The 21,566-nt window shown below is 73.5% G+C and carries 13 protein-coding genes; 7 read left to right on the forward strand and 6 right to left on the reverse strand.

The annotated features are described in order from the left end of the window. Positions 1 to 2 precede the first annotated feature (2 nt). The 4 genes from ACZ3KP_RS01945 to ACZ3KP_RS01960 all read right to left on the reverse strand — a co-directional run bounded on the left by ACZ3KP_RS01945 (position 3) and on the right by ACZ3KP_RS01960 (position 4,079). Positions 3 to 1,262 (reverse strand): nucleotide sugar dehydrogenase, encoded by a 1,260-nt coding sequence (locus ACZ3KP_RS01945; RefSeq protein WP_467495589.1) that lies wholly within the window; start codon positions 1,260 to 1,262, stop codon positions 3 to 5. Continuing rightward, a complete protein-coding gene (locus tag ACZ3KP_RS01950; protein WP_467495590.1) occupies positions 1,262 to 2,032 on the reverse strand; it encodes a WecB/TagA/CpsF family glycosyltransferase in 771 nt (256 codons plus the stop codon). Before ACZ3KP_RS01950 ends, ACZ3KP_RS01945 begins: the two co-directional genes overlap by 1 nt. Continuing rightward, complete coding sequence (locus ACZ3KP_RS01955) at positions 2,029 to 3,198, reverse strand: hypothetical protein (protein ID WP_467495592.1); 1,170 nt, start codon at positions 3,196 to 3,198, stop codon at positions 2,029 to 2,031. Before ACZ3KP_RS01955 ends, ACZ3KP_RS01950 begins: the two co-directional genes overlap by 4 nt. Before the next feature lie 281 nt (positions 3,199 to 3,479). Beyond that, positions 3,480 to 4,079, reverse strand: coding sequence for an acyltransferase (locus ACZ3KP_RS01960; RefSeq protein ID WP_467495594.1), 600 nt, complete (start codon positions 4,077 to 4,079; stop codon positions 3,480 to 3,482). A gap of 249 nt (positions 4,080 to 4,328) precedes the next feature. On the opposite strand from ACZ3KP_RS01960, the gene ACZ3KP_RS01965 reads away from it, so the two are divergent. The 5 genes from ACZ3KP_RS01965 (at position 4,329) to ACZ3KP_RS01985 (ending at position 12,319) form a co-directional block, all read left to right on the forward strand. Beyond that, positions 4,329 to 5,261 carry a cyclase family protein gene (locus ACZ3KP_RS01965; RefSeq protein ID WP_467495596.1) on the forward strand — a complete coding sequence of 311 codons (933 nt, stop codon included), beginning with the start codon at positions 4,329 to 4,331 and terminating at the stop codon, positions 5,259 to 5,261. A gap of 124 nt (positions 5,262 to 5,385) precedes the next feature. Next, a complete protein-coding gene (locus ACZ3KP_RS01970; RefSeq protein WP_467495598.1) occupies positions 5,386 to 8,508 on the forward strand; it encodes a SpoIIE family protein phosphatase in 3,123 nt (1,040 codons plus the stop codon). 48 nt (positions 8,509 to 8,556) lie between these two features. Next, positions 8,557 to 10,101, forward strand: a complete 1,545-nt coding sequence (locus ACZ3KP_RS01975; RefSeq protein ID WP_467495600.1) for a sugar ABC transporter ATP-binding protein — start codon at positions 8,557 to 8,559, stop codon at positions 10,099 to 10,101. Next, positions 10,098 to 11,126, forward strand: a complete 1,029-nt coding sequence (locus ACZ3KP_RS01980; RefSeq protein WP_467495602.1) for an ABC transporter permease — start codon at positions 10,098 to 10,100, stop codon at positions 11,124 to 11,126. The genes ACZ3KP_RS01975 and ACZ3KP_RS01980 overlap by 4 nt, the downstream gene beginning before the upstream one ends. After that, positions 11,123 to 12,319 carry a substrate-binding domain-containing protein gene (locus ACZ3KP_RS01985; protein WP_467495604.1) on the forward strand — a complete coding sequence of 399 codons (1,197 nt, stop codon included), beginning with the start codon at positions 11,123 to 11,125 and terminating at the stop codon, positions 12,317 to 12,319. Before ACZ3KP_RS01980 ends, ACZ3KP_RS01985 begins: the two co-directional genes overlap by 4 nt. 328 nt (positions 12,320 to 12,647) lie before the next feature. Here the strand turns inward: ACZ3KP_RS01985 and ACZ3KP_RS01990 are convergent, their stop codons facing one another. Continuing rightward, the gene (locus ACZ3KP_RS01990) at positions 12,648 to 13,850 is read right to left on the reverse strand and encodes an IS110 family RNA-guided transposase (RefSeq protein ID WP_467495606.1); all 1,203 of its coding nucleotides are present in this window, start codon (positions 13,848 to 13,850) and stop codon (positions 12,648 to 12,650) included. A gap of 557 nt (positions 13,851 to 14,407) precedes the next feature. On the opposite strand from ACZ3KP_RS01990, the gene ACZ3KP_RS01995 reads away from it, so the two are divergent. Then, on the forward strand, positions 14,408 to 15,433 hold the full coding sequence (locus ACZ3KP_RS01995) for an alcohol dehydrogenase (RefSeq protein WP_467495608.1): 1,026 nt from the start codon (positions 14,408 to 14,410) through the stop codon (positions 15,431 to 15,433). Between the two features lie 8 nt (positions 15,434 to 15,441). Here the strand turns inward: ACZ3KP_RS01995 and ACZ3KP_RS02000 are convergent, their stop codons facing one another. Then, positions 15,442 to 17,190, reverse strand: a complete 1,749-nt coding sequence (locus ACZ3KP_RS02000; RefSeq protein WP_467495610.1) for a SpoIIE family protein phosphatase — start codon at positions 17,188 to 17,190, stop codon at positions 15,442 to 15,444. Positions 17,191 to 17,483: 293 nt separating this feature from the next. Between ACZ3KP_RS02000 and ACZ3KP_RS02005 the strand changes: the two genes are divergently transcribed. Then, positions 17,484 to 21,560 carry a molybdopterin-dependent oxidoreductase gene (locus tag ACZ3KP_RS02005; RefSeq protein WP_467496746.1) on the forward strand — a complete coding sequence of 1,359 codons (4,077 nt, stop codon included), beginning with the start codon at positions 17,484 to 17,486 and terminating at the stop codon, positions 21,558 to 21,560. Positions 21,561 to 21,566 lie beyond the last annotated feature (6 nt).

Here is a 21,566-nt window from a genome sequence, read left to right on the forward strand (position 1 = left end):
GTTCAGAGCACCTCGATGGTGGGTCCGGACGGCAGCCTGCGGCGGCAGTCCAGGACGAAGGGGGCGTGTTCGGCGACGAGTTCGTAGTCGAAGCCGTCGTGGTCGGTGAGGAGCACCACCACGTCGGCGTCCGCCAGCTCCCGCTGGGTCGGTTCGACCCGCACCAGTCGGCTGTCCACCGGCAGGCTCTCCACCACGTGCGGGTCGGCCGCCCTGACCTGCGCGCCCATGTCCAGCAGCAGCTGGGAGATGCGCAGCGCGGGCGACTCGCGGGCGTCGCCGGTGTTCTTCTTGTACGCGAGGCCCAGCAGCAGGATGCGCGAGCCGTTCACCGAGCGGCGCCTGTCGTTGAACAGCTCGCTGATGCGCCGTGTCACGTACTCGGGCATGTGGCTGTTGATGTCGTTGGCCAGCTCCACGAACCGGAAGCTCTGCCCGAGTTCGCGCTGCACCCGCCAGGACAGGTACGAGGGGTCGATCGGCAGGCAGTGCCCGCCGACACCCGGCCCGGGCGTGAACTTCATGAAGCCGAAGGGCTTGGTCGAGGCGGCGTCGATGGCCTGCCAGACGTCGATGCCCAGGTGGTGCGCGAACATCGCGATCTCGTTGACCAGCGCGATGTTCACGTGCCGGAACGTGTTCTCCAGGAGCTTGGCGAGCTCCGCCTCCTTGGGCGAGCCCACCGGCACGGTGGTGTCGACGAGTTGGGCGTAGAAGCCCTGAACGGCCTTCAGCGAGGCCTCGTTGACGCCGGAGACCACCTTCGGGGTCTCCTTAAAGCCCCACACCGTGTTGCCCGGGTCGATCCGCTCGGGGCTGTACCCCAGGTGGAAGTCGGAGCCCGCGGTCAGGCCCGACCCCTCCTCCAGGATCGGGGCGAACAGCTCCTGGGTGGTGCCGGGGTAGGTGGTCGACTCCAGGACGACCGTGGCCCCGGGGCGCAGGTAGCGGGCGAGGGTGACCGCCGACTCCCGGATGTAGCGCAGGTCGGGGGTGCCCTCGTGCAGCGGCGTCGGCACGGTCACCACGGCGATGTCGAAACCGCCGCAGTCCCGGGCCGCGTCGCTCGGGCGGTAGGTGCCGTTGTCCAGGGCCGCCCGGATCCGCTCGGAGGAGACGTCCTCGACGAAGGACTCACCGGCCGCCAGACTCTTGATCCGTCGGGTGTCGACGTCGTAGCCGATCACCTCGTGGCCGACCTCGGCGGCCCGGACGGCCAGCGGGAGGCCGACGTATCCCTGTCCCACCACGACGACACGCATCAGTGACTCCTGTTCGCGGGAGCGGCCGGCGGGGCGGGGCGGAACCGCTCGCGCGCCGTCATGAGGAGGAAGGCCACATTGGTGGTGAGGTAGCGGCGGCCCAGCCGGCGCGGTTCCTGGAGCGCGCGGTAGAGCCATTCCATGCCCAGCCGCTGCCAGGACCGCGGGGCGCGCTTGGTGACCCCGGCCAGGATGTCGAAGGAGCCGCCCACGCCGTGCACCACGCAGGCACCGGTGCGGGCGCCGTAGGCGGCGGTGAAGATCTCCTTCTTCGGCGAGGTCATGCCGAGGAACAGCAACTGGCCGCCGCTGCGGGCGATTCCGTCCGCTATCTGCTCCTGCTGGGAGTCGTCGAAGTAGCCGTTGCGGCTGCCGGCCACCTTCAGGCCGGGGAAGCGGTCGGCCACCCGGAGCAGCATCCGCTCCAGCACCTCCTGCCGCGCGCCGAGGAAGTACACCGAGATGCCCGCGGCCTCCGCCTCCGCCAGCAGCCGCAGGAACAGGTCGATCCCGGCCACCCGCTCCGGCAGCGGGGCGCGCAGCACCCGGCCGGCCCAGACCACGGCCTGTCCGTCGGCCAGCACCAGGTCGCAGCCGGCCACGGCCCTGGCGAGCCGTTCGTCCCGCCGCATGGTGACCAGCTTCGCGGCGTTGACCACGCCGATCTCCAGCTGGGCGCCGTCCCGGACCGCCGCCAGGCAGCGCGCCACGGTCTCGTCCATCGTCAGCGGGTCGAGTTCGACCCCGAACAGCGTTCTTCGCTCGCTCATATCCGGCCCCCCTGCCAGGCGTAGAGCATCCAGCCGAATTCGTACGGCCGGCATTCACGGTCCACGGCGACCGGCCGGTACACCCGGTCCAGGGCCTTCAGCCGAAGGCCCGGGGCGATGCGGGTGGACAGGCCCCGGGCCGCCCGTACGGCCTTCTTCGGGTCCCCCCGGTGGACCTTGCGCCAGGTGGCGCCGAGTTCGTCCAGGATCATCGGTTCCCGGTGCCCGGAGCCGGCCAGTTCGGGAACGTCCGTCATCCAGCGCAGGCCCCTGCGGATCGCCGCGCCGAAGTCGGAGCCGCCCGCGTCGGCCAGGTCGAACAGGGCCGTCGGTGCCATCGCGTGCTGGTGGACGCTGTAGACCGGGTAGCCCTCCACCACACCGCCGGTGCGCGCGTCGTAGTGCCACCACCACTGACCGCCCTCGCCCTGCAGCGCACAGATGCGCGCCGCGCAGGCGTCCGCCGCGGCCAGCGCCTGCGGATCGCCGTCCCCGTCGCCGCTGGCGTGGGCGCGGGCCAGGGCCTGCAACGGGTACGTCTGGTCGGCGAAGCAGCAGACGTGGGCCCGGTACCAGGGCAGCAGGCCGGGTCCGGTGGCGTGCGGGAAGAGCGGGCTGTCGCCGATCCGGGCCCGCAGCAGCCGGTCGCGAGCCGCGCTGAAACGTCTCTCCACATCGACCGTGTCACGCGCCGCCGCGAGGGCGGACAGCACCCAGGCGGCCTCGACGGTGTACTGCGGACGGTCCGGGTCGTCCAGCGCCTCGACCCGGGCCAGGGCGTCGGACAGCTTGGGGTGCCCGGTCTCCGCGGCGGCCCAGGCGATGAGCGCGGAGTCGCCCAGGTTGGTCACCGCGGGCAGCGACTCCACCAGCAGCCCGGCGAACTCCTGGGCGGTACGGCCGGCGAGCACCGCACGCTGGCGGCCCTCGGGCAGGTGCTGGGCGCCGAGCACGGTGATCGCCGCGTACCGGGTGCTGATCCCGCGCCGCTCCAGCGTCCAGCGGCCGTCGGGGTCCTGGTGCCCGGCCATGGTGAAGGCGAAGGCCTCACCGCCCGGCAGCAGCATCGACGGCAGCCCCGACTCGGCAACGGAGAGCAGCCGTTGGGCGAGCGCGAACAGCGGCGGGTCCGCGAGTTCGAGCGCTGCCAGGCGTGTCGTGGTCATGATCTGGGCACACCAACCCCCCTGTGGGTCCTTTATGCGCATGCTTGAGTACGCCTCGGCACAGCCGGCCGGGCGGGACGAAGAAGGCGGACGTCAGTGGTCAGCCGTCAGGATCGTCGTCGCTCCCGATGGGAGGCGTAGCTGTCCCCACCACGTAGTAACCCCCCCTGGGCACTTATGGTTTGTGCGCTCATTGTGCTTTGTCTGCACAGTTCGCGCACATGTTATGCCACTAGATGTTCGAGGAATTGCGTTTTGCGGGAAACAGCTGAAAACAGCCGTCATGCGCGTTCGACGAGCCCGCCGTCCTTCTCGTCGTGCAGCGCGCCCGTCTCGGGACACTCCCAGACGCCCGGCTCCGCGTCCCGCTCGACCAGTCGGGCGCCGGCCCGGCCCACCCAGCCGATCCGGCGCGCCGGAACCCCGGCCACGAGCGCGAAGTCCGGCACGTCCCGGGTCACCACCGCCCCCGCCGCCACCAGCGCCCAGCGGCCCACCCGCACCGGCGCCACACACACCGAACGGGCCCCCAGCGACGCCCCCTCGGCCACCACCACGGCCACGGCCTCCCAGTCGCCCCCGCGCTTGAGCCTGCCCCCGGGGTCCACCGAGCGCGGGAAGTAGTCGTTGGTGAGGACCGCGGCCGGGCCCACGAACACCCCGTCGCCGAGCACCGCGGGTTCGTAGACCAGCGCGTAGTTCTGCAACTTCACGTTGTCGCCGATCCGCACGCCCGGACCGACGTAGGCGCCCCGGCCCACGATGCAGTCGCTGCCCAGCCTCGCGTCCTCCCGGATCTGGGCCAGATCCCAGACCGTCGTTCCGTCGCCGACCGTGGCCCTGTCGTCGACCTGGGCGGTGGGCTGGACCTTGAAGTTCACCTGGTTGAACCTTTCTTCGCAGCGTGTCGCTCCACCGACGGACGGGTGAGGGGTGCAGACAACAGGCAACAGAAGTTGCCTTCATGCGCGTCACCCTACTTACGCCGGACACGCCGAAGGGGCGGAATCCGCACACTGTTGGTCATGTCCGGGACAGTCCGGTCGGCACCTCCCGCGCACCCGTGCGAGTGGCCGGTGCGGGCTCCCGGTGTCAGCCTGGGGTTCTCGGCGTGCGAGGGGCGGAAGCGGATGACCTCTGAGATCGGCGGGCCGGTCGTCGCCCGGGAGGAGTTCGACGCGTTGTTCGCGGCGCTCCGGACCTGGGGGTGCTGGCAGCGTGCCGACCGGGGAGCCTTCAACCGGGTGACCGCCGGACACGCCCGGCGGGCCGCCGCCCAGGTGCGGTCCGGGACGGTCGTGCCGACGGCGCTGCCCTGGAACACCCGCTCGGGACCGGACAACCCCACGCCGGCCCTGCACCACATGACGGACCTCGGCGACGTGGAGAGCCCGGAGCCGGCCACCCACAAGGACTTCCTCGCCGCCGACTACCACGGCAAGGGCGTCACCCACCTCGACGCCCTCAGCCACGTCGCCTACCGCGGGGAGCTGTACGACGGCCGGCGCGCCCGCGACCACATCGACGCCGCAGGCGCCCGCTTCGGCGCGGTGTCGGCGCTCGGGCCGCTCGTCACGACGGGCGTGCTGCTCGACATGCCCGCCGTCCTCGGCGTCGACTGGCTGGAACCGGGGCGGGCGGTCCGCGCGGCCGACGTCCTCACGGCCGAGCGGGCGCTCGGCGTGACCGTCGGCGAGGGCGACGCCGTACTGCTGCGCTCCGGCCACGCCAGGCGCCGCCGGGAACGCGGCGCCTGGGACTCGGCGGCGTCGAGCGCGGGCTTCCACGTGGACGCGCTGCCGCTGCTGGCGGAACGGGGCATCGCGCTGCTCGGCGGGGACGGCGACAGCGACGTGCGGCCCTCACCCGTGCCCGGGGTGCACTCGCCCGTGCACGCCCTGGCGGTGGCCGCGCTGGGGGTGCCGCTGCTCGACAACCTCGACCTGGAAGCGCTGTCCGCCGCTGCCGCCGAGGCCGGCCGGTACACCTTCATGCTGGTCGTGGCGCCGCTGGACATCCCGGGCGGGACCGGGTCGCCCGTCAACCCGGTCGCGGTCCTGTGACCGCCGTGGGCCCCGGGCGGGCGGGAGCCGGCGGGCTGTGACTCTCGCGGTCAATGTACGTATTGTCGTTTATGTCGCTTTCTTTGCGAAAAGCTGATTCTTGCGACGGCGAGCGAGGAGCAGAGTGATGCGGTCCGGCGGGCAACCAGTTTCGGCCAGGCGGCCGACGGGTGATGCGGGTCCCGTGCGTTTCCGTGAGCGGTTCCTGCAGGGCGAGCAGGTCGACAGCGGAGTACGGGCGCCGATCCTGGGCTCCTGGCTGCGCTGCCGGTCCCTCGGTCTCTCGCCCGACCGGGCCGACCTGCCCTTCCGCGAGGACTTCGACCCCGGCGGGCCGATCGTGCGGGCCGCGGTTCCCGTGCTCGACCGGCTCCAGGCCCGGTTCGCGGGCAGCCAGATCAACATCTCGCTCGCCGACGCGAGCGGCACCGTCCTGCTGCGCCGCTTCGGCGACCCGGCGCTGCCCCGCAGCCTGCCCGCGATCCAGGTGGAGCCCGGCTTCGTCTTCGCCGAACGGTTCGCCGGCACCAACGGGATCGGGCTCGCCCTCGCCGAGCGCGGCCTCGTCCGGGTCTTCGGCGCCGAGCACTTCGCGGAACGCGCCCAGGGCAACGCCTGCATCGCCGCGCCCGTCCGGGACCCGCTGAGCGGGCGCCTGGAGGGCGTGCTGTGCTTCGGCTACCACCGCAGCGCCGAGAGCCCGGTCCTGGGCGACATCATCCGCCGGGCGGTACGGGCCGTGGAGGGCGGGCTGCTACGGCAGAGTTCGGCCCGCGAACGGGTCCTGCTCAGGGCGTACGAGGCCGCCGCCGGCCTCCCCCTGGGGCTCTCCGTGGACGAACGGGTTCTGGACCTGCGCCCCGGTGACCGGGCCATCCTCATGGAGAAGGCGGCCGAACTCATCTCCCGCGGCCGGTACGCGGCCACGGGTGTCTCCCTCTCCGACGGCCGTCGCGTCACGCTCGTCAGCCGCCGGGTGACCGGTGCCTCCGGGGTGCAGGGTCTCGCCGTGGAGATGCTGCTGCCGGGCCTCGCGGCGAGGGCGCCCCTGGACGTCTCGCCTCATCACGTGAGGCTGGACGCGGCCTTCGGGGCCGTGGCGGGGGACGGGCTCGACGCCACGGGGGGTGCCCTCACGGCCGGTCTGCTGCGTTCCACCGCAGGTCATGCGGTGGCGGCGGGAAAGCCCGGCGGTGCGACCCGTAGGAACCCGGCCAGGTACCCGGACCGTTCCCCCGCAGGCCGCCCACCCGCCCTCCTCCTCGGCCACGCCCCCGCCCGGCCCGGGTCTCAGGAGGCCTCGGTCGTCGACAGGTCCGGGTCTCCGTGTCCCGCGGAGGCTGCGGTCGCCGCCTCGTCCGGGTCTCCCGCCGAGGGCTCCGGCGCCGCCCCGTCCGGGTCTCCCGCCGAGTCCTCCGTCGCCGTTCCGGCACGGCCGGCCCTGCGCCCCGCGGTCCCGCCGCTGTCGACCGGGCCGGTCCCCGAGGGTGCCGCCCGCACCGGTGCGGCCGTCCCGGGTCCCGAATCTCCCGGTGCCCCGCGGCGGCTCGTCCTCTTCGGTGAGCCCGAGGTCGGCGCCTACGCGCTGGCGGCGCGCCGCAGGCTGGAGTTGTTGTCCGAGGCCAGCACACGGATCGGGACGACGCTCGACGTCCGCCGTACCGCCGAGGAGATGGCGCTGACGGCCGTCCCGAGGCTCGCCGACCACGTGACCGTCGACCTGCCCGACGCGGTACTGCGCGGCGAGGAGGCCGACGACCCGCTCGGCGACCTGCGCCGGACGGTGGTGCACGGCGTCCGGGACGGACTGCCCTTCACCCCGGTCGGCAAGCGGATCGAATTCGGTCCCGCCACCCCCCAGCTGCGCTGTCTCAGCAACGGCCGGGCCGAGCTGGAGCCCGACCTCCAGGCCGCCGCAGGCTGGCTCGCCCAGGATCCCGAGCACACCGAACGGCTGCTCGCCGAGGTGCACTCGCTCATCGCGGTACCGCTGGTGGCCCGGGGCGTCGTCCTGGGCATCGCCAGCTTCTACCGCGGGCGGGGCTCCGCCCCCTTCGGCGACGACGACCGCTCGCTGGCCCTGGAACTGGCCAGCAGGGCCGCCCTCTCCATCGACAACGCCCGCCGGTACACCCACGAACGTTCGATGGTCCTGGCCCTCCAGCGCAGACTGCTCCCGCACGGGCTTCCCGACCAGGACGCCGTGGAGATCGCCCACCGCTACCTGCCCGCCGAGTCGGACGTGGGCGGCGACTGGTACGACGTCATCCCGCTGTCCGGCACCCGGATCGGCCTGCTCGTCGGTGACGTCGTGGGACACGGCATGCTGTCGGCGGCCACGATGGGCCGGCTGCGCACCGCCGCCCGCAGCTTCGCCGAACTGGACTTCCCGCCGGACGAGGTGCTCACCCACCTGGACAACCTGGTCGGCCGGCTGGACCGCGACGACCCCGACGGCGAGGGCTCCGGCATCATCGGCGCGACCTGCCTGTACGCCGTCTACGACCCCACCGCGCAACGCTGCGTCATGGCCCGCGCCGGCCACCCGCCGCCCGCCCTGGTCAGCCCCGACGGCAGCGTCCGCTACCCCGACCTGCCCGCGGGACCCCCGCTCGGTCTCGGCGGGCTGCCCTTCGACGCCGTCGAGGTCGACCTGCCGGAGGGCAGTCAGCTGGTCCTCTACACCGACGGCCTCATCGAGGACCGCCATCGCGACGTGGACGCCGTGCTCGAACAGCTGCGCGGCGCCCTGGCCGGCCACCCGGAGCGCACGCCCGAGGAGACCTGCCGGGCCATCCTGGACCGGGTGGCACCCGCCCACCCCTGCGACGACATCGCCCTGCTCGTGGTCCGCACCCACGCGCTGGCCGCCGACCGCATCGCCACCTGGGAACTGGCGCCCGACCCGGCCCTGGTGGGCGAGGTCCGTGCCGCCGCCCTCGGCAAGCTCACCGAATGGGGCCTGGACGACTCCGCGTTCGCCATGGAGCTGATCCTGAGCGAACTGGTCACCAACGCCATCCGGCACGGCACCGGCCCCATCCGGGTACGGCTGCTGCACCACCGCACCGTGATCTGCGAGGTCGTCGACACCAGCAACACCGCCCCGCACCTGCGCCGGGCGGCCAGCACCGACGAGGGCGGCCGCGGCCTGTTCCTGGTCGCCCAGCTCGCCCGGGCCTGGGGCACCCGGCATCTGTCCCAGGGCAAGGTCATCTGGGCCGAATGCGGACTCGACGGCGTGTGAGCGGAAGACACCTGCCCGATATCGTATGGATTGATGTAATTTTCTATCGTGTGTGACGCTCCCGGTCAGGACGCGGCTCGCCCCGTCGCGCCGGAACCCGTGCTCGCCGTCCGCGGGCTCGTCAAACGGTTCGGCGGCACCCTCGCACTGGACGGCGTCGACCTCGACGTCCACGCCGGCGGCGTCCTCGCCCTGCTCGGGCCCAACGGTGCCGGGAAGTCCACGCTCATCAAGGTGCTCGCCGGCGTCCACCGTCCGGACGCGGGCCGGATCGCCGTCGCCGGACAGCCCCTCGGCAGCCGTGCCGCCACCCGCGCGATGTCCTTCATCCACCAGGACCTGGGACTCGTGGACTGGATGACGGTCGCCGAGAACGTAGCCCTGGTCGGCGGATATCCACGCCGCGCCGGCCTGATCTCCTGGCGCCGCACCCGCGAGCGCTGTGCCGAGGCCCTGCGGACCGTCGCCGCCCACCTCGACCCCGACGAGCCCCTCGCCGGGCTCGCCCCCGCCGAGCGCTCCCTGGTCGCCCTCGCGCGGGCCCTCGCGGTCGACGCGCGGCTCATCGTCCTCGACGAGCCCACCGCCCGCCTGCCGGCCGCCGACTGCGCCCGGCTCTTCCAGGTCCTGCACGACCTGCGCGACCAGGGCCGCGCGATCCTCTACGTCAGCCACCGCCTCGACGAGGTCCACCAGGTCGCCGACACCTTCGCCGTGCTGCGCGACGGCCGGCTGGTCAGCCACGGCCGACTCGCCGGGTACGGGGCCGCCCGGCTCGTCCACGACATCATCGGCGAGCAGCCCCCCGGCAGGCGTCCCACCGCTGCCGGTGGTGCGCCGGGTGCGGTCGTCCTCACCCTCGACGGCTTCCGCACCACCGGCACGGGCCCGGTGAGCCTGACACTGCGGGCAGGCGAGTCCGTGGGCCTCGTCGGTCTCTCCGGTGCCGGACACGTCGAACTCGGCCGTGCGCTCGCGGGCGCCCTGCCCGTCCTCGGCGGCACGGCCACGCTCGACGGCCGGCCCTACCGCCCCGGCACGGTCGCCGACGCCGTCGCCCGCGGGGTCGGCCTGGTCCCCGGCGACCGCCTCCGCGAGGGCCTGCTCCCGCGGCTGACCGTGCGCGAGAACCTGCTCGCCAACCCCCGGGCCGACGGCGTCTCGGCGCTCGCCCGGATCGGCCCGCGCCGGGAACGGGCCGAGGCCGCCGCACTGATCAGGGCACTCGCGGTGCGTCCCGGCGACCCCGAGGCGCCCGTCGCCACCCTCTCCGGCGGCAACCAGCAGAAGGTCATGATCGGCCGCTGGCTGCGGGTCGGGCCCCGGCTGCTGATCCTGGAGGAACCCACCGCGAGCGTCGACATCGGCGCCAAGGACGCGATCCACCGGCTCCTCGACGACGCCCTCGCCCGGGGGCTCGCCATCCTGCTGGTCTCCACCGACTTCGACGAGGTCGCCGACGTCTGCCGGCGCGCCCTGGTCCTGGTCCGCGGCTCGGTGACGGCCGAGCCCGGCGGCGGCGCCCTCACCGCCGCGGCGCTCACCCGGGCCGCCTCGGCCGTGCCCCCGTCCGGAACCGGGGGCGGCCGATGACCGGCCGCGCGCCCCGCCCCGCCGGCCACCTGATCGGCTCCTACGGCCTGCCCGCTCTCACCGTCCTGCTCGTCCTGGTCTTCTCGCTCGCGCTGCCCCGGACCTTCCCCACTCTCGACACCGCCGACTCGATCCTGTCCACCCAGTCCATCCCGGCCGTCCTCGCCCTCGCCGCCATGGTCCCCATCGTCACCGGCTCGTTCGACCTCTCCCTCGGCTACGGCCTCGGTCTCGCCCACGTCCTGGTGCTGAAGCTGATCGTCGACGAGGGCTGGCCCTGGCCGCTCGCCTGCCTCGCCGTGGTCGTGGGCGGCGCCGCCGGCGGGGTCCTCAACGGGGTCGTCGTGGAGTTCGGACGGATCGACTCCTTCATCGCCACCCTCGGCACCGGCAGCATGATGTACGCGATCACCGGCTGGGTCACCGGCGGCAGCCGGGTCGTGCCGGGCCCCCAGGGCCTGCCGCCCGCCTTCACCGACCTCTACGACGCCCGGTTCCTCGGCCTGCCGGTCCCCGCCTTCTACGTCCTCGGCCTCGCCGCCGTCCTCTGGCTGGTGCTGGAGCGGCTGCCGCTCGGCCGGTACCTGTACGTCGTCGGCTCCAACCCGCGCGCGGCCGAACTGGTCGGCGTCCGGACCCGTACCTGCACGGTGTACGCGTTCACCGCGGCGGGACTGCTGGTCGGCCTGGCCGGGGTGCTGCTCGCCGCCCAGCAGCAACAGGGCAACCCCAGCGTCGGCCTCGACTACCTGCTGCCCGCCTTCACCGGGGCCCTCCTCGGCTCGACGGCGATCCGGCCCGGCCGCCCGAACGTGCTCGGCACGGTCGTCGCCGTCGCGGTGCTCGCCGTCGGCCTCACCGGCATCGGCCAGCTGGGCGCCGACTTCTGGACCGTGCCCCTCTTCTACGGCGGCACCCTGCTGATCGCCGTGGGCCTCGCCGGCTACGCGTCCCGGCGCCGTCTGCGCGCCGGCCCCGGCCTCCCGCCCGGCCCGCCGGAGCCGGCGGAGGGCGGCACCGAATGAGCCCCGGCACGCCGCGCGCCGCCACCCCCGCCCCGGAAGGGCGACCCGGGAGCCGGTCCGGCCGGTTCGCCAGGGGCGCGGTCGCCCTGCTGGCGGCCGCGGGCCTGCTCACCGGCTGTGCACACGGGCCGGCGCGGCACGTCCCGGGGGAGTCGGCCACCGGTCCGAGCGGCTGCCCCGCCGCCTACAAGGCCGCCCGCGCCGCCGTCGCGCGCGCGGAACACACCGACGTCCCCTGGAACGGCCCCACCACCGGGCCGCGCGCGGTGACCGGCAAGTCCCTCGTCTACGTGGCCCAGACCATGACCAACCCCGGGGTCGCCGGGGCCGAGCAGGGCGTCCGGGAGGCGGCGCGGATCGTCGGCTGGAACGTCCGGGTGATCGACGGCGGCGGCACCCCGGCCGGCATCCAGGCGGCGATGGGCCAGGCGGTCGCGCTCAGGCCCTCCGGCATCGTCGTCGGCGGCTTCGACCCCGGCACCACCTCGCAGCAGGTCGCCCGGGCCGCCGCCCGGCACATCCCGCTGGTCGGCTGGCACGCGGTCGCCGCCCCCGGTCCCAGCCGACGGCCCCCGCTCTTCACCAACGTCACCACACACGTCCAGGACGTCGCCCGGATCAGCGCCCGGTGGATCATCCAGAACTCGCGCGGGCGGGCGGGTGCCGTGATCTTCACCGACGACTCCATCCCGTTCGCCCGCACCAAGTCCCGGCTGATCGCGGCGGAACTCGCGACCTGCGCGGGCGTGCACGTCCTCGCGTACGAGAACATCCCCATCCCGGACGCGAGCACCCGGACCCCGCGCGAGGTGGCCTCCCTCCTGTCCCGGTTCGGCGCCCGCTGGACGCACTCCGTCGCCATCAACGACCTCTACTTCGCCGACGCCGCCCCCGCCCTGCGCGCGGCCGGCGCACCGGGTGCGGGACCGCCGTACAACATCGGGGCGGGGGACGGCGATCCCTCGGCCTTCCAGCGCATCAACAGCGGCCAGTACCAGTCCGCCACCGTCCCGGAGCCGCTGACCCAGCAGGGCTGGCAGATCGTCGACGAGTTCAACCGCGCCTTCTCGCACGCCCGGCCCAGCGGATACGCGGCCCCCGTGCACATCGCCACCGCGGGCGACTCGCACGGGGCGACCACCTGGGACCCGGCGGGCTACCGGGAGGCGTACCGGAAGATCTGGCGCGGGTGACGACCGGACGGGTCCAACCGTCGACAGGTCGATCGGCCGGTCCAGGTCGCGGGGGCGCAGGACGCGCAGGATCGCCTCGGGTCCCCCGCCGCGCAGTCGGCGCGCTGTATCGTGCCCGCGGCACCACACGCACCACCGGCCCACAGCGTCAACCGCCCTACCGGCAGGTCGACTTCACCGAACGACCGACATCTTCGCCGCCGACGGCATGTGGGCGAAGCGCGACCTCACCACGCTGTTCGCGACCCCGGACACCTTCGCCGGCGACGACGGCCCCAACCCCTACGGCGCCAAGTGCGGCGCGGGGGGGGTGCCTCTATGTCTTTCGTCAAGCGAGGCGTGGGGTTCTGGGTTCGTAGAAGGTGCCGTCGCGGAGCATCGCGAACAGCACGTTGATCCGTTGTCGGGCCAGGCGGAGCAGTGCCTGGGTGTGGGTCTTTCCTCTGGCCCGGCATTTGTCGTAGTAGGTGCGGGAGGCGGGATCGTGCAGGGCTGCGAACGCGGACAGGAACATCGCCCGCTTGAGCTGCCGGTTGCCGCCGCGGGGTGCGTGTTCGCCGTGGATCGAGGTCCCGGAGGATTTGGTCGTGGGGGCGAGGCCGGCGTAAGAGGCCAGGTGAGCGGCGGTGGGGAAGCTGGTGCCGTCGCCGACGGTGACCAGCAGTGTGGCGGCGGTCCTGACGCCGACGCCGGGCAGCGACGTCAGGACCTTGGAAAGAGGGTGATCCTCCAGCAGGGCCTCGATCTGGGCTTCGAGTGCCCGTCGCTGTTCGTGGACGGCTCCGAGAGAGCGGGCCAGCGAGGGGATGACGATGTCGAGGGTGCCGGTGCCGGGAACGACGACGGTCTGTTCGTCGAGGGCGTCGAAGACGTCGTCGATCAGCCGGGTGGCCATGCGCGGGGCCTTGGGCCGTATGACCTCGACGAGTTTGCGGCGTCCGGCCTTTCGCAGGGCGGCGGGGGATCCGTAGCGTTCCAGCAGCCAGGTGACGGCCTGGTGGTCGAGCCGGGGGCCAAGGACGCGCTCCAGGCTGGGGTGGAACTGGGTGAGCAGGCCGCGTATCCGGTTGCTGGTGCGGGTGGCCTCGGCCGCCAGGTCCTGGTCGAAGCCGACCAGCACGGTCAGTTCGGCGGTGATCTCGTCGGTCAGTTCCAGCGAGCGCAGGGTGTGCGGCATCGTCCGGGCGGCGTCGGCGATCACGGCTGCGTCGCGGGCGTCGGTCTTCGCCTCGCCCGGATACAGGTCGGCGATCCGGCGCATGGCCAGGCCAGGCAGGTAGGCGACCTGGCAGCCCGCGTCCCGGGCGACCGTGAGCGGGAGGGCTCCGATCGAGGCGGGCTGGTCCACGATGACCAGCACGGTGCCGAACTTGGTCTTCAGCTTGGTGGAGACCTCCCGCAGTTTGGGTTCGGTGTTGGGCAGCTGCTTGTCGAAGACCTTCTTGCCGGCCGGGGTGAGCCCGTGCCCGTGATGGTTCGTCTTGCCGACGTCCAGGCCCAGGAAGACGCCTATCTCGTCGCTGTCGTACAAGCCGTCCTCCCGAACGGATGTCGTGCGTGCTGGCCGGGGCATTGGCGTCGTGCGCGCATCCACGTTATGCAGACCTGCCGCCCGCAAGCGGCCGGGCGTTGCGCCAGGCCGGGCGGTAGTCGGACCTCTCATCAGCGTCTCCAACGGCGCCTCTCGGACCCGGTGGCACCACCCCCCAGGTCATCCGTTCGACAGGGGGGAACAGCCATGCCGGGCCCGGAGGCCAGCGGCCCTCTTGCAGGACCGCGAAGAACATAACGGGGGGTACTCGGCCCGGCCGACGGCGCCTGCGACACCGACGCGGCCAACCCGCCGTGGGCCTGGGACGACGCCGACGACCTGCCCGGCCGGGGCCACCTCGCCACGCACCCCGCCGAACTCGTCTGGGACTACTTCTCCTGGCCGGGCCGGCCCGCCGCACCCGACCTCGCCTACACCTGGAACCAGTACCAGGGCATCACCTCGTGATCACGGCTCGGCGCGCGTGATCGGTCCGGAGCTGGTGTGCTGGGGGAGGGGCGGACCGTTTCCGTCGTACCCGCTCCGGGAGAGGCGTCATGAGTACCTACCGAGTCGCGCAGGTGTCCGCCGCGGGCGGGTCGTTCGAGATCGTCGAGCGGGAGGTGCCCCGGCCAGGACCGCGCCATGTGCGGATCGCGGTGGAGGCCTGCGGCATCTGCCACAGCGACACCCTCTTCGTGGACGCGGTCGTCCCGGGCATCACCTTCCCCGTGGTGCCCGGGCACGAGATCGCCGGGCGGATCGAGGAGATCGGCGAGGGCATCGAGGACTGGGGCTGGGCCGTCGGCGACCGGGTGGCGGTCGGCTGGTTCGGCGGCAGCTGCGGCCACTGCAAGCCCTGCCGGCAGGGCGACTTCGTCGTGTGCGAGACCATGAGGACGCCCGGCTGGGCCTACGACGGCGGCTTCGGCACGAAGGTCATCGCGCCGGTCGACGCCCTGGCCCGGATCCCCGACGGGCTGACCGCGGCCGACGCCGGACCCATGGCCTGTGCGGGCGTGACCACCTTCAACGGCCTCAGGCGCAGCCCCGCCCAACCCGGTGACCTGGTCGCGATCGTCGGCCTCGGCGGGCTCGGCCACCTCGGCGTGAAGTACGCGGTTGCCATGGGCTTCGAGACGGTGGCCGTCGCCCGCGGCCCCGAGAAGGCCGACCTCGCCAAGCAGCTCGGCGCCCACCACTACGTCGACTCCACGGCCGCGACCCCCGTCGCGGAGGCCCTCCGGTCGCTCGGCGCCGCCAAGGTGGTCCTCGCCACCGCGGGCAACTCCCAGGCCATCACGGCGGCCGTGGACGGGCTGGCGCCCCGCGGTGAACTGGTGGTGATCGGCGCCGACCCCGAGCCCCTCGGCATCACCCCGTTCCACCTGATCATGCCCGGCCGGGTGGTCCGCGGCCACCCCTCCGGCACGGCGCAGGACGTGCAGGACACCATGGAGTTCAGCGCCCTGCACGGGATCCGCCCGACGATCGAGACCGTACCGCTGGAGCAGGCGGACGAGGCCTACCGGAAGATGCTCACCGGGGCCGCGCGCTTCCGCATGGTGCTCACCTACGACTGACCGCCCGATCACGTGCGCACGGCGCGGGCCGCGAGGAGCGCGATGTCGTCCTCCGAACCGGCGGCGAGGCGGGTCAGGACGGTGTCGACGATCTCGTCCAGCGGATCGGTGGGGGACAGCGGCAGCGTCGTCAGCCGTGCCAGACCGCGGTCGATGTCCTCCCCGCGCCGCTCCACCAGCCCGTCGGTGTACAGCAGCAGCACACCCCCGCGCTCCGGGGTGACCCGCTGCTCGTACCGGCCGAGCCCGCTGCCCAGCGGCGGGCCGACCGGCACCGGCACCAGCTGCATCGTGCCCTCGGGGGTCAGCCAGGCCGGCGGCAGGTGCCCGGCGCTCGCGTAGGTGAGCGTGGCGACGTCCGCGTCACCGAGGGCCAGGAAGCAGGTGGCCACCCGTTCGAAGCCGGAGTCGGCGACCATGCGGTCCGCGTGCTGCAGGATGTGGCGCGGCGGGAGCCCCGCCAGGGCCAGGGCGCGCAGCGTCGAACGGTAGTGGCTCATGGCCACGGCCGCGTCGACGCCGTGGCCCATCACGTCCCCGATGACCAGCATCGTCCGGCCGCCGGGCAGCGCCACGACGTCGTACCAGTCACCGCCGATCAGCGAACCGTCGTCGGCCGGCCGGTAGCGCGCGGTCGTCTCCACACCGGCGTGCCGCTGCAACTGGCCCGGCTCGGAGAGCAGGGCGCGTTGCAGCTCCAGGGCCATGGTGTGCTCGCGCTGGAAGCGGACCGCCCGGTCCAGGGCACGGGCCGCGCGTGCGGCGAGTTCGCGGGCCACCGTGGCGTCCTCGGTCGAGAACGGCGCCGACTCCCCGGCCCGGGCCAGCAGCAGGATGCCGAGCACCCGGCCGTCCGCGACCACCGGTGCCAGCAGTACCGAGTGGACGCCCGCGGTCAGGCAGGCCAGGGCGGGCGGCCAGCGCGGGACCAGCGACCGCCACTGCGCCTCGGTGATCGCGTTGCGCCGCCACACGCGGCCCGCCGCCAGGTTCCGCCGGGTGCCGGTGCCGCGGGGCCAGCCGACCAGCTCACCGCGCGCGTCCAGCGCGGCCAGGCCCGTGGCCAGCCCGGGACGCGTCGCGTACGCCGCGAGCCGGGTCGGTGCCCGCCGCGCCGCCACGGTGTCCGGCGGGGTCAGCTCCACGCCGGCCGCGTCCGCCAGCTCCGGTACGACGAACTCGGCCAGTTCCCGGCAGGTCCCGGCGACATCGGTGCCGGTGCCGATCCGGGACGCGGCGGCGTCCAGCAGTGCCAGCCGCCGGTGGGCGCGCTCCAGCTCGTACACGTACTGCTGCGGCTCACTGATCTCCAGGCCCACCCCGGCGACTCCCACCACCCGGCCCGCGCTGTCCACGAGCCGGTGGTACACACAGCGCCACTCCCGGACCTGGTACGGCGAGTCCACCCAGGTCCGCCCGGTGACGACCAGCTCGCGCGGCCGTCCGTCGCGCAGGACGTCCCGCAGCACCTGCTCGGAGCGCTGGATGTGCGGCAGCACCTCGGCCAGCCGGTGCCCGAGGTAGGCGGCGGCGGGCAGCCCCGTCATCCGCGCCATGTGCGGATTGACGTACAGGTAGCGCAGCTCGGTGTCGAGGACGGCGAAACCGGCGCCGGAGTCCTCGACGATGCCGCGCAGCATCTCGACGTAGGCGATACCGGCGGGCGGCGCGGCCGGCGCCGGGGAGGCGGCGGCTGCCGGGGAGGCGGCCGGTGCGGTGCCGGTGGCCGCTCGTCGTGAGGAGGTGTCCCTGTCCACCCGGTCCTCCTCGCCTGCCCCCTCCCGCACCGCCCCCATCGTCCATCAGGTCGTCGGGACGCGCATCTCGTACGCGTCCGCTCACATCGCCGTGCACGGGTCTGTGCGGCGGGCTTAACCCCCGTCGATCGGGAGCGGTGACGCCCGCGTAATCAGCGGTCCATACGGTCGAGCCCGAAACCGAAGAGGCCGACCAGCAGGAACAGGGGGCGCCCGTGGCCGCGCCGGACTCGCGCAGCACCGGCACCGACCGGGTGCGGACGGTCTGCTCGTACTGCGGGGTGGGCTGCGGCATGGTCCTGGACATCGGCCGGGGCCCGGACGGCCGCCGTACCGTCCTGAAGGCGTCCGGGGACAAGGAGCACCCCGCGAACCTCGGGCGGCTGTGCACCAAGGGGGCCACCACCGCCGACATGCTCGCCGCGCCCGGCCGGCTGACCACTGCCCTGCTGCGGCCCGAGCGGGGTGAGGAGGCCGTACCCACCGCCGTGGACGCGGCGGTCGCCGAGACCGCGCGGCGGCTGCGCGCGCTCGTCGACGAGCACGGCCCGGACGCGGTCGCCCTCTACGTCTCGGGGCAGCTGAGCCTCGAAGCGCAGTACCTCGCGAACAAGCTCACCAAGGGCTATCTGCGCACCAACAACATCGAGTCGAACTCCCGGCTGTGCATGGCGAGCGCGGGCACCGGCTACAAGCTCTCCCTCGGCGCCGACGGGCCGCCCGGCTCCTACGAGGACCTCGACAAGGCGGACGTCTTCCTGGTCGTCGGCTCCAACATGGCCGACTGCCACCCCGTCCTCTTCCTGCGGGTGATGGACCGGGTGAAGGCGGGCGCGAAGCTGATCGTCGTCGACCCGCGCCGCACCGCCACCGCCGCCAAGGCCGACCTCTTCCTCCAGGTCAGACCCGGCACCGACCTCGCCCTCCTGAACGGCCTGCTGCACCTCCTGCACGCGAACGGGCACACCGACCCCGACTTCGTCGCCGCGTACACCGAGGGCTGGGAGGCGATGCCGGAGTTCCTGGCCGACTACCCGCCCGCCGCCGTCGCCGAGATCACCGGTGTCCCCGAGGCCGACCTGCGCACGGCGGCCCGGATGATCGGCGAGGCGGGGGAGTGGACCAGCTGCTGGACCATGGGCCTCAACCAGTCCACGCACGGCACCTGGAACACCAACGCCCTGATCAACCTGCACCTCGCGACCGGGAAGATCTGCCGTCCCGGCAGCGGCCCGTTCTCGCTGACCGGGCAGCCCAACGCCATGGGCGGCCGGGAAATGGGGTACATGGGCCCCGGACTGCCCGGCCAGCGGTCGGTCCTGGCCGACGCCGACCGCGCCTTCGTCGAGGAGGTCTGGGGTCTCGAGCCCGGCACGATCCGGGCCGACGGCGTCGGCAGGGGCACCGTCGAGATGTTCCGGAAGATGGCCGACGGCGAGATCAAGGCCTGCTGGATCATCTGCACCAACCCGGTCGCCTCCGTCGGCAACCGCAGGACCGTCATCGAGGGCCTGGAGGCCGCCGAGTTCGTCGTCACCCAGGACGTCTTCGCCGACACCGAGACCAACGCCTACGCCGATGTGGTCCTGCCCGGCGCCCTGTGGACGGAGACCGAGGGCGTCCTCATCAACAGCGAACGCAACCTCACCCTCGCCCGGCCCGCCGCCGACCCACCGGGCGAGGCCGTCGCCGACTGGCGGCTGATCGCGGCGGTCGCCCGTGCGATGGGCTACGAGGACGGCTTCCGCTACGACAGCGCGGAGGAGGTCTTCGAGGAGATCAAGCGCTTCCACAACCCGGGGACCGGCTACGACCTGCGCGGCGTGACCTACGACCGGCTCCGCGAGGGCCCTGTCCAGTGGCCCGCCGCCCCCGGCGGCCCCGACCGCAACCCCGTCCGGTACGTCGCCGCCGACGGGTCCCTCACCTTCGCCACCGCCTCCGGCCGCGCCGTCTTCCACGCCCGCCCGCACCTGGCACCCGCCGAGATGCCCGACGACGACTACCCGTTCGTCCTGAACACCGGACGGCTCCAGCACCAGTGGCACACCCTCACCAAGACCGCGAAGGTCGCCAAGCTGAACAAGCTCGACCCGGGCCCCTTCGTGGAGATCCACCCGGCGGACGCGACCGCGCTCGGCATCGCCGCAGGCGACTCCGTCGAGGTGGCCTCGCGGCGCGGCCGGGCGGTGCTGCCGGCGGTCGTCACCGACCGGGTGCGGCCCGGCTCCTGCTTTGCGCCCTTCCACTGGAACGACCTGTTCGGCGAGTACCTCAGCGTCAACGCGGTGACCAGCGACGCCGTCGACCCGCTGTCCTTCCAGCCCGAGTTGAAGGTGTGCGCGGTCTCGCTGACCAAGGTGTCCACCCCGGTGACCGTGCAGGTGCCGGACACCGAGCGGACCCCCGCCACCGTCCTCGCGCCCACCGCCGTGCCGCCCGCCGCCGCCTCGGTCTTCGGGCTGGCCCCCGCCCCGCCGCCGGTCCTCACCGAGACCGAACGGCACTACCTGGTCGGATTCCTCGCGGGCATTCCGGTCGGCGCTCCCGGCGTCCCCGTGCTGCCGCCCGACGCGCCCTTCAGCCCCGAGCACGCCCTGTGGGTCAACGGCACCCTCGCCGGCATGTACTCCCGCTCGTCGGCACCCGCCGACCCGGCGCCCGCACCGGCCTCCCGCCAGGTGGTGATCCTGTGGGCCTCGCAGACCGGCAACGCCGAGGACTTCGCCGCGACCACCGCCGAGCGGCTCACCTCCCGCGGCCACACCGCCTCCCTCGTCGCCATGGACGAGGCCGACCCGGCGGCCCTGCCCAGCGGCGCGGACCTGCTGCTGATCACCAGTACCTTCGGCGACGGCGACGCCCCCGACAACGGGGCCGGCTTCTGGGACGGCCTGGCCGCCCTCGACGCCGGCCGCCTCACCGGACGCCGGTTCGCCGTCCTGGCCTTCGGTGACTCCAGCTACGACGACTTCTGCGGGCACGGGCGACGCCTGGACAGCCGTATGGACGAACTCGGCGCGGTCCGGCTCGCCCCGCGCACCGACTGCGAACCCGACTACGAGCCCCAGGCGGAGGCCTGGCTCGACCAGGTGCTCACGGCACTCAAGGACGCGCCCCCCACGCCTTCCCCCACCCCCACGCCTTCCTCCACGCTCACGCCTTCCTCCACGCCCGCGGTCATCTCCCTGCCCGCGGTCGCCGCCCCGCCCGCGGTCGCCGCTCCGCCCGCGTCGGCCGGGTCGCGGCGCCCCGCCCCCACCGCCGCCCGCCTCGTCGGCAACCGGCTGCTCAGCCTGCCCGGCGCCGGGAAGGAGGTCCGCAGGTTCACCTTCGACATCGGCGACGGCGCGGCCCCGCTCGTATACGAGGCGGGCGACGCGCTGAGCGTGCGGCCCCTCAACTCGGCCCCCCTCGTGCAGGAGTGGCTGGACGTCACCGGGCTCGACGCCGCAACCGCCGTGGAGATCAGCGGAGTCGGCGAAATGCCCCTCTCCGAAGCGCTGTTGCGGCACCTGGACATCACCCGGATCACCCCCGGCCTGTTGCGCTTCGTCGCCGACCGCGCCCGTGACCCGCGCGAGCTGCGGAAACTGCTGCGTCCCGACAACAAGGACGAGCTGGCCAAGTGGTCCTGGGGGCGGCAGGCGGTCGACGTCGTCGCCGAGTTCGGGATCAGGGCCGGAGCCGGGGACTGGGCGGGCGTCCTCGGCAGGCTGCAACCGCGGCTGTACTCCATCTCCTCCAGCCCGCTGACCGACCCCCGCCAGGTCTCGCTCACCGTCTCCGTGGTCCGGTACGAGAACCTGCACGGCACCCCCCGGCAGGGAGTCTGCTCCCCGTTCCTCGCCGACGCCGAGCCCGGCACACCGGTCCCGGTGCACGTCCAGCGCGCCCCGCACTTCAGGCCGCCCGCCGACGCGGCGACCCCCATGGTGATGGTCGGCCCCGGCACCGGCGTGGCGCCCTTCCTAGGCTTCCTGGAGGAGCGCCGGGCCCGCGGTCACCGGGCTCCCAACTGGCTCTTCTTCGGCGAACAGCACCGGGCCACCGACTTCTACTACGAGGAGGAGCTCACGGCGCTGCGCGCGGAGGGCACCCTGAGCCGCCTCGACACCGCCTTCTCCCGCGACCAGCGCGCCAAGGTCTACGTCCAGGACCGGATGCGCGAGCACGGCCCGCAACTGTGGTCCTGGCTCCAGGACGGCGCCCACTTCTACGTCTGCGGCGACGCCTCCCGGATGGCCAAGGACGTCGATCGCGCCCTGCGGGACGTCGCGGCCGTGCACGGCGGACTCACCGAGGACGAGGCGACGGCGTACGTCAAACAACTGGCGGCGGAGAAGCGCTACGTCCGGGACGTCTACTGACCGCGC

The sequence above is a fragment of the Streptomyces sp. NPDC020958 genome, from assembly GCF_055562175.1.

Excerpts from the sequence above, each read along its gene's own strand:
- ACZ3KP_RS01945 (WP_467495589.1), bottom strand. The coding sequence starts at position 1,262 with ATGCGTGTCGTCGTGGTGGGACAGGGATACGTCGGCCTCCCGCTGGCC.
- ACZ3KP_RS01950 (WP_467495590.1), bottom strand. The coding sequence starts at position 2,032 with ATGAGCGAGCGAAGAACGCTGTTCGGGGTCGAACTCGACCCGCTGACG.
- ACZ3KP_RS01955 (WP_467495592.1), bottom strand. The coding sequence starts at position 3,198 with ATGACCACGACACGCCTGGCAGCGCTCGAACTCGCGGACCCGCCGCTG.
- ACZ3KP_RS01965 (WP_467495596.1), top strand. The coding sequence starts at position 4,329 with ATGACCTCTGAGATCGGCGGGCCGGTCGTCGCCCGGGAGGAGTTCGAC.
- ACZ3KP_RS01980 (WP_467495602.1), top strand. The coding sequence starts at position 10,098 with ATGACCGGCCGCGCGCCCCGCCCCGCCGGCCACCTGATCGGCTCCTAC.
- ACZ3KP_RS01985 (WP_467495604.1), top strand. The coding sequence starts at position 11,123 with ATGAGCCCCGGCACGCCGCGCGCCGCCACCCCCGCCCCGGAAGGGCGA.
- ACZ3KP_RS01995 (WP_467495608.1), top strand. The coding sequence starts at position 14,408 with ATGAGTACCTACCGAGTCGCGCAGGTGTCCGCCGCGGGCGGGTCGTTC.
- ACZ3KP_RS02005 (WP_467496746.1), top strand. The coding sequence starts at position 17,484 with ATGGTCCTGGACATCGGCCGGGGCCCGGACGGCCGCCGTACCGTCCTG.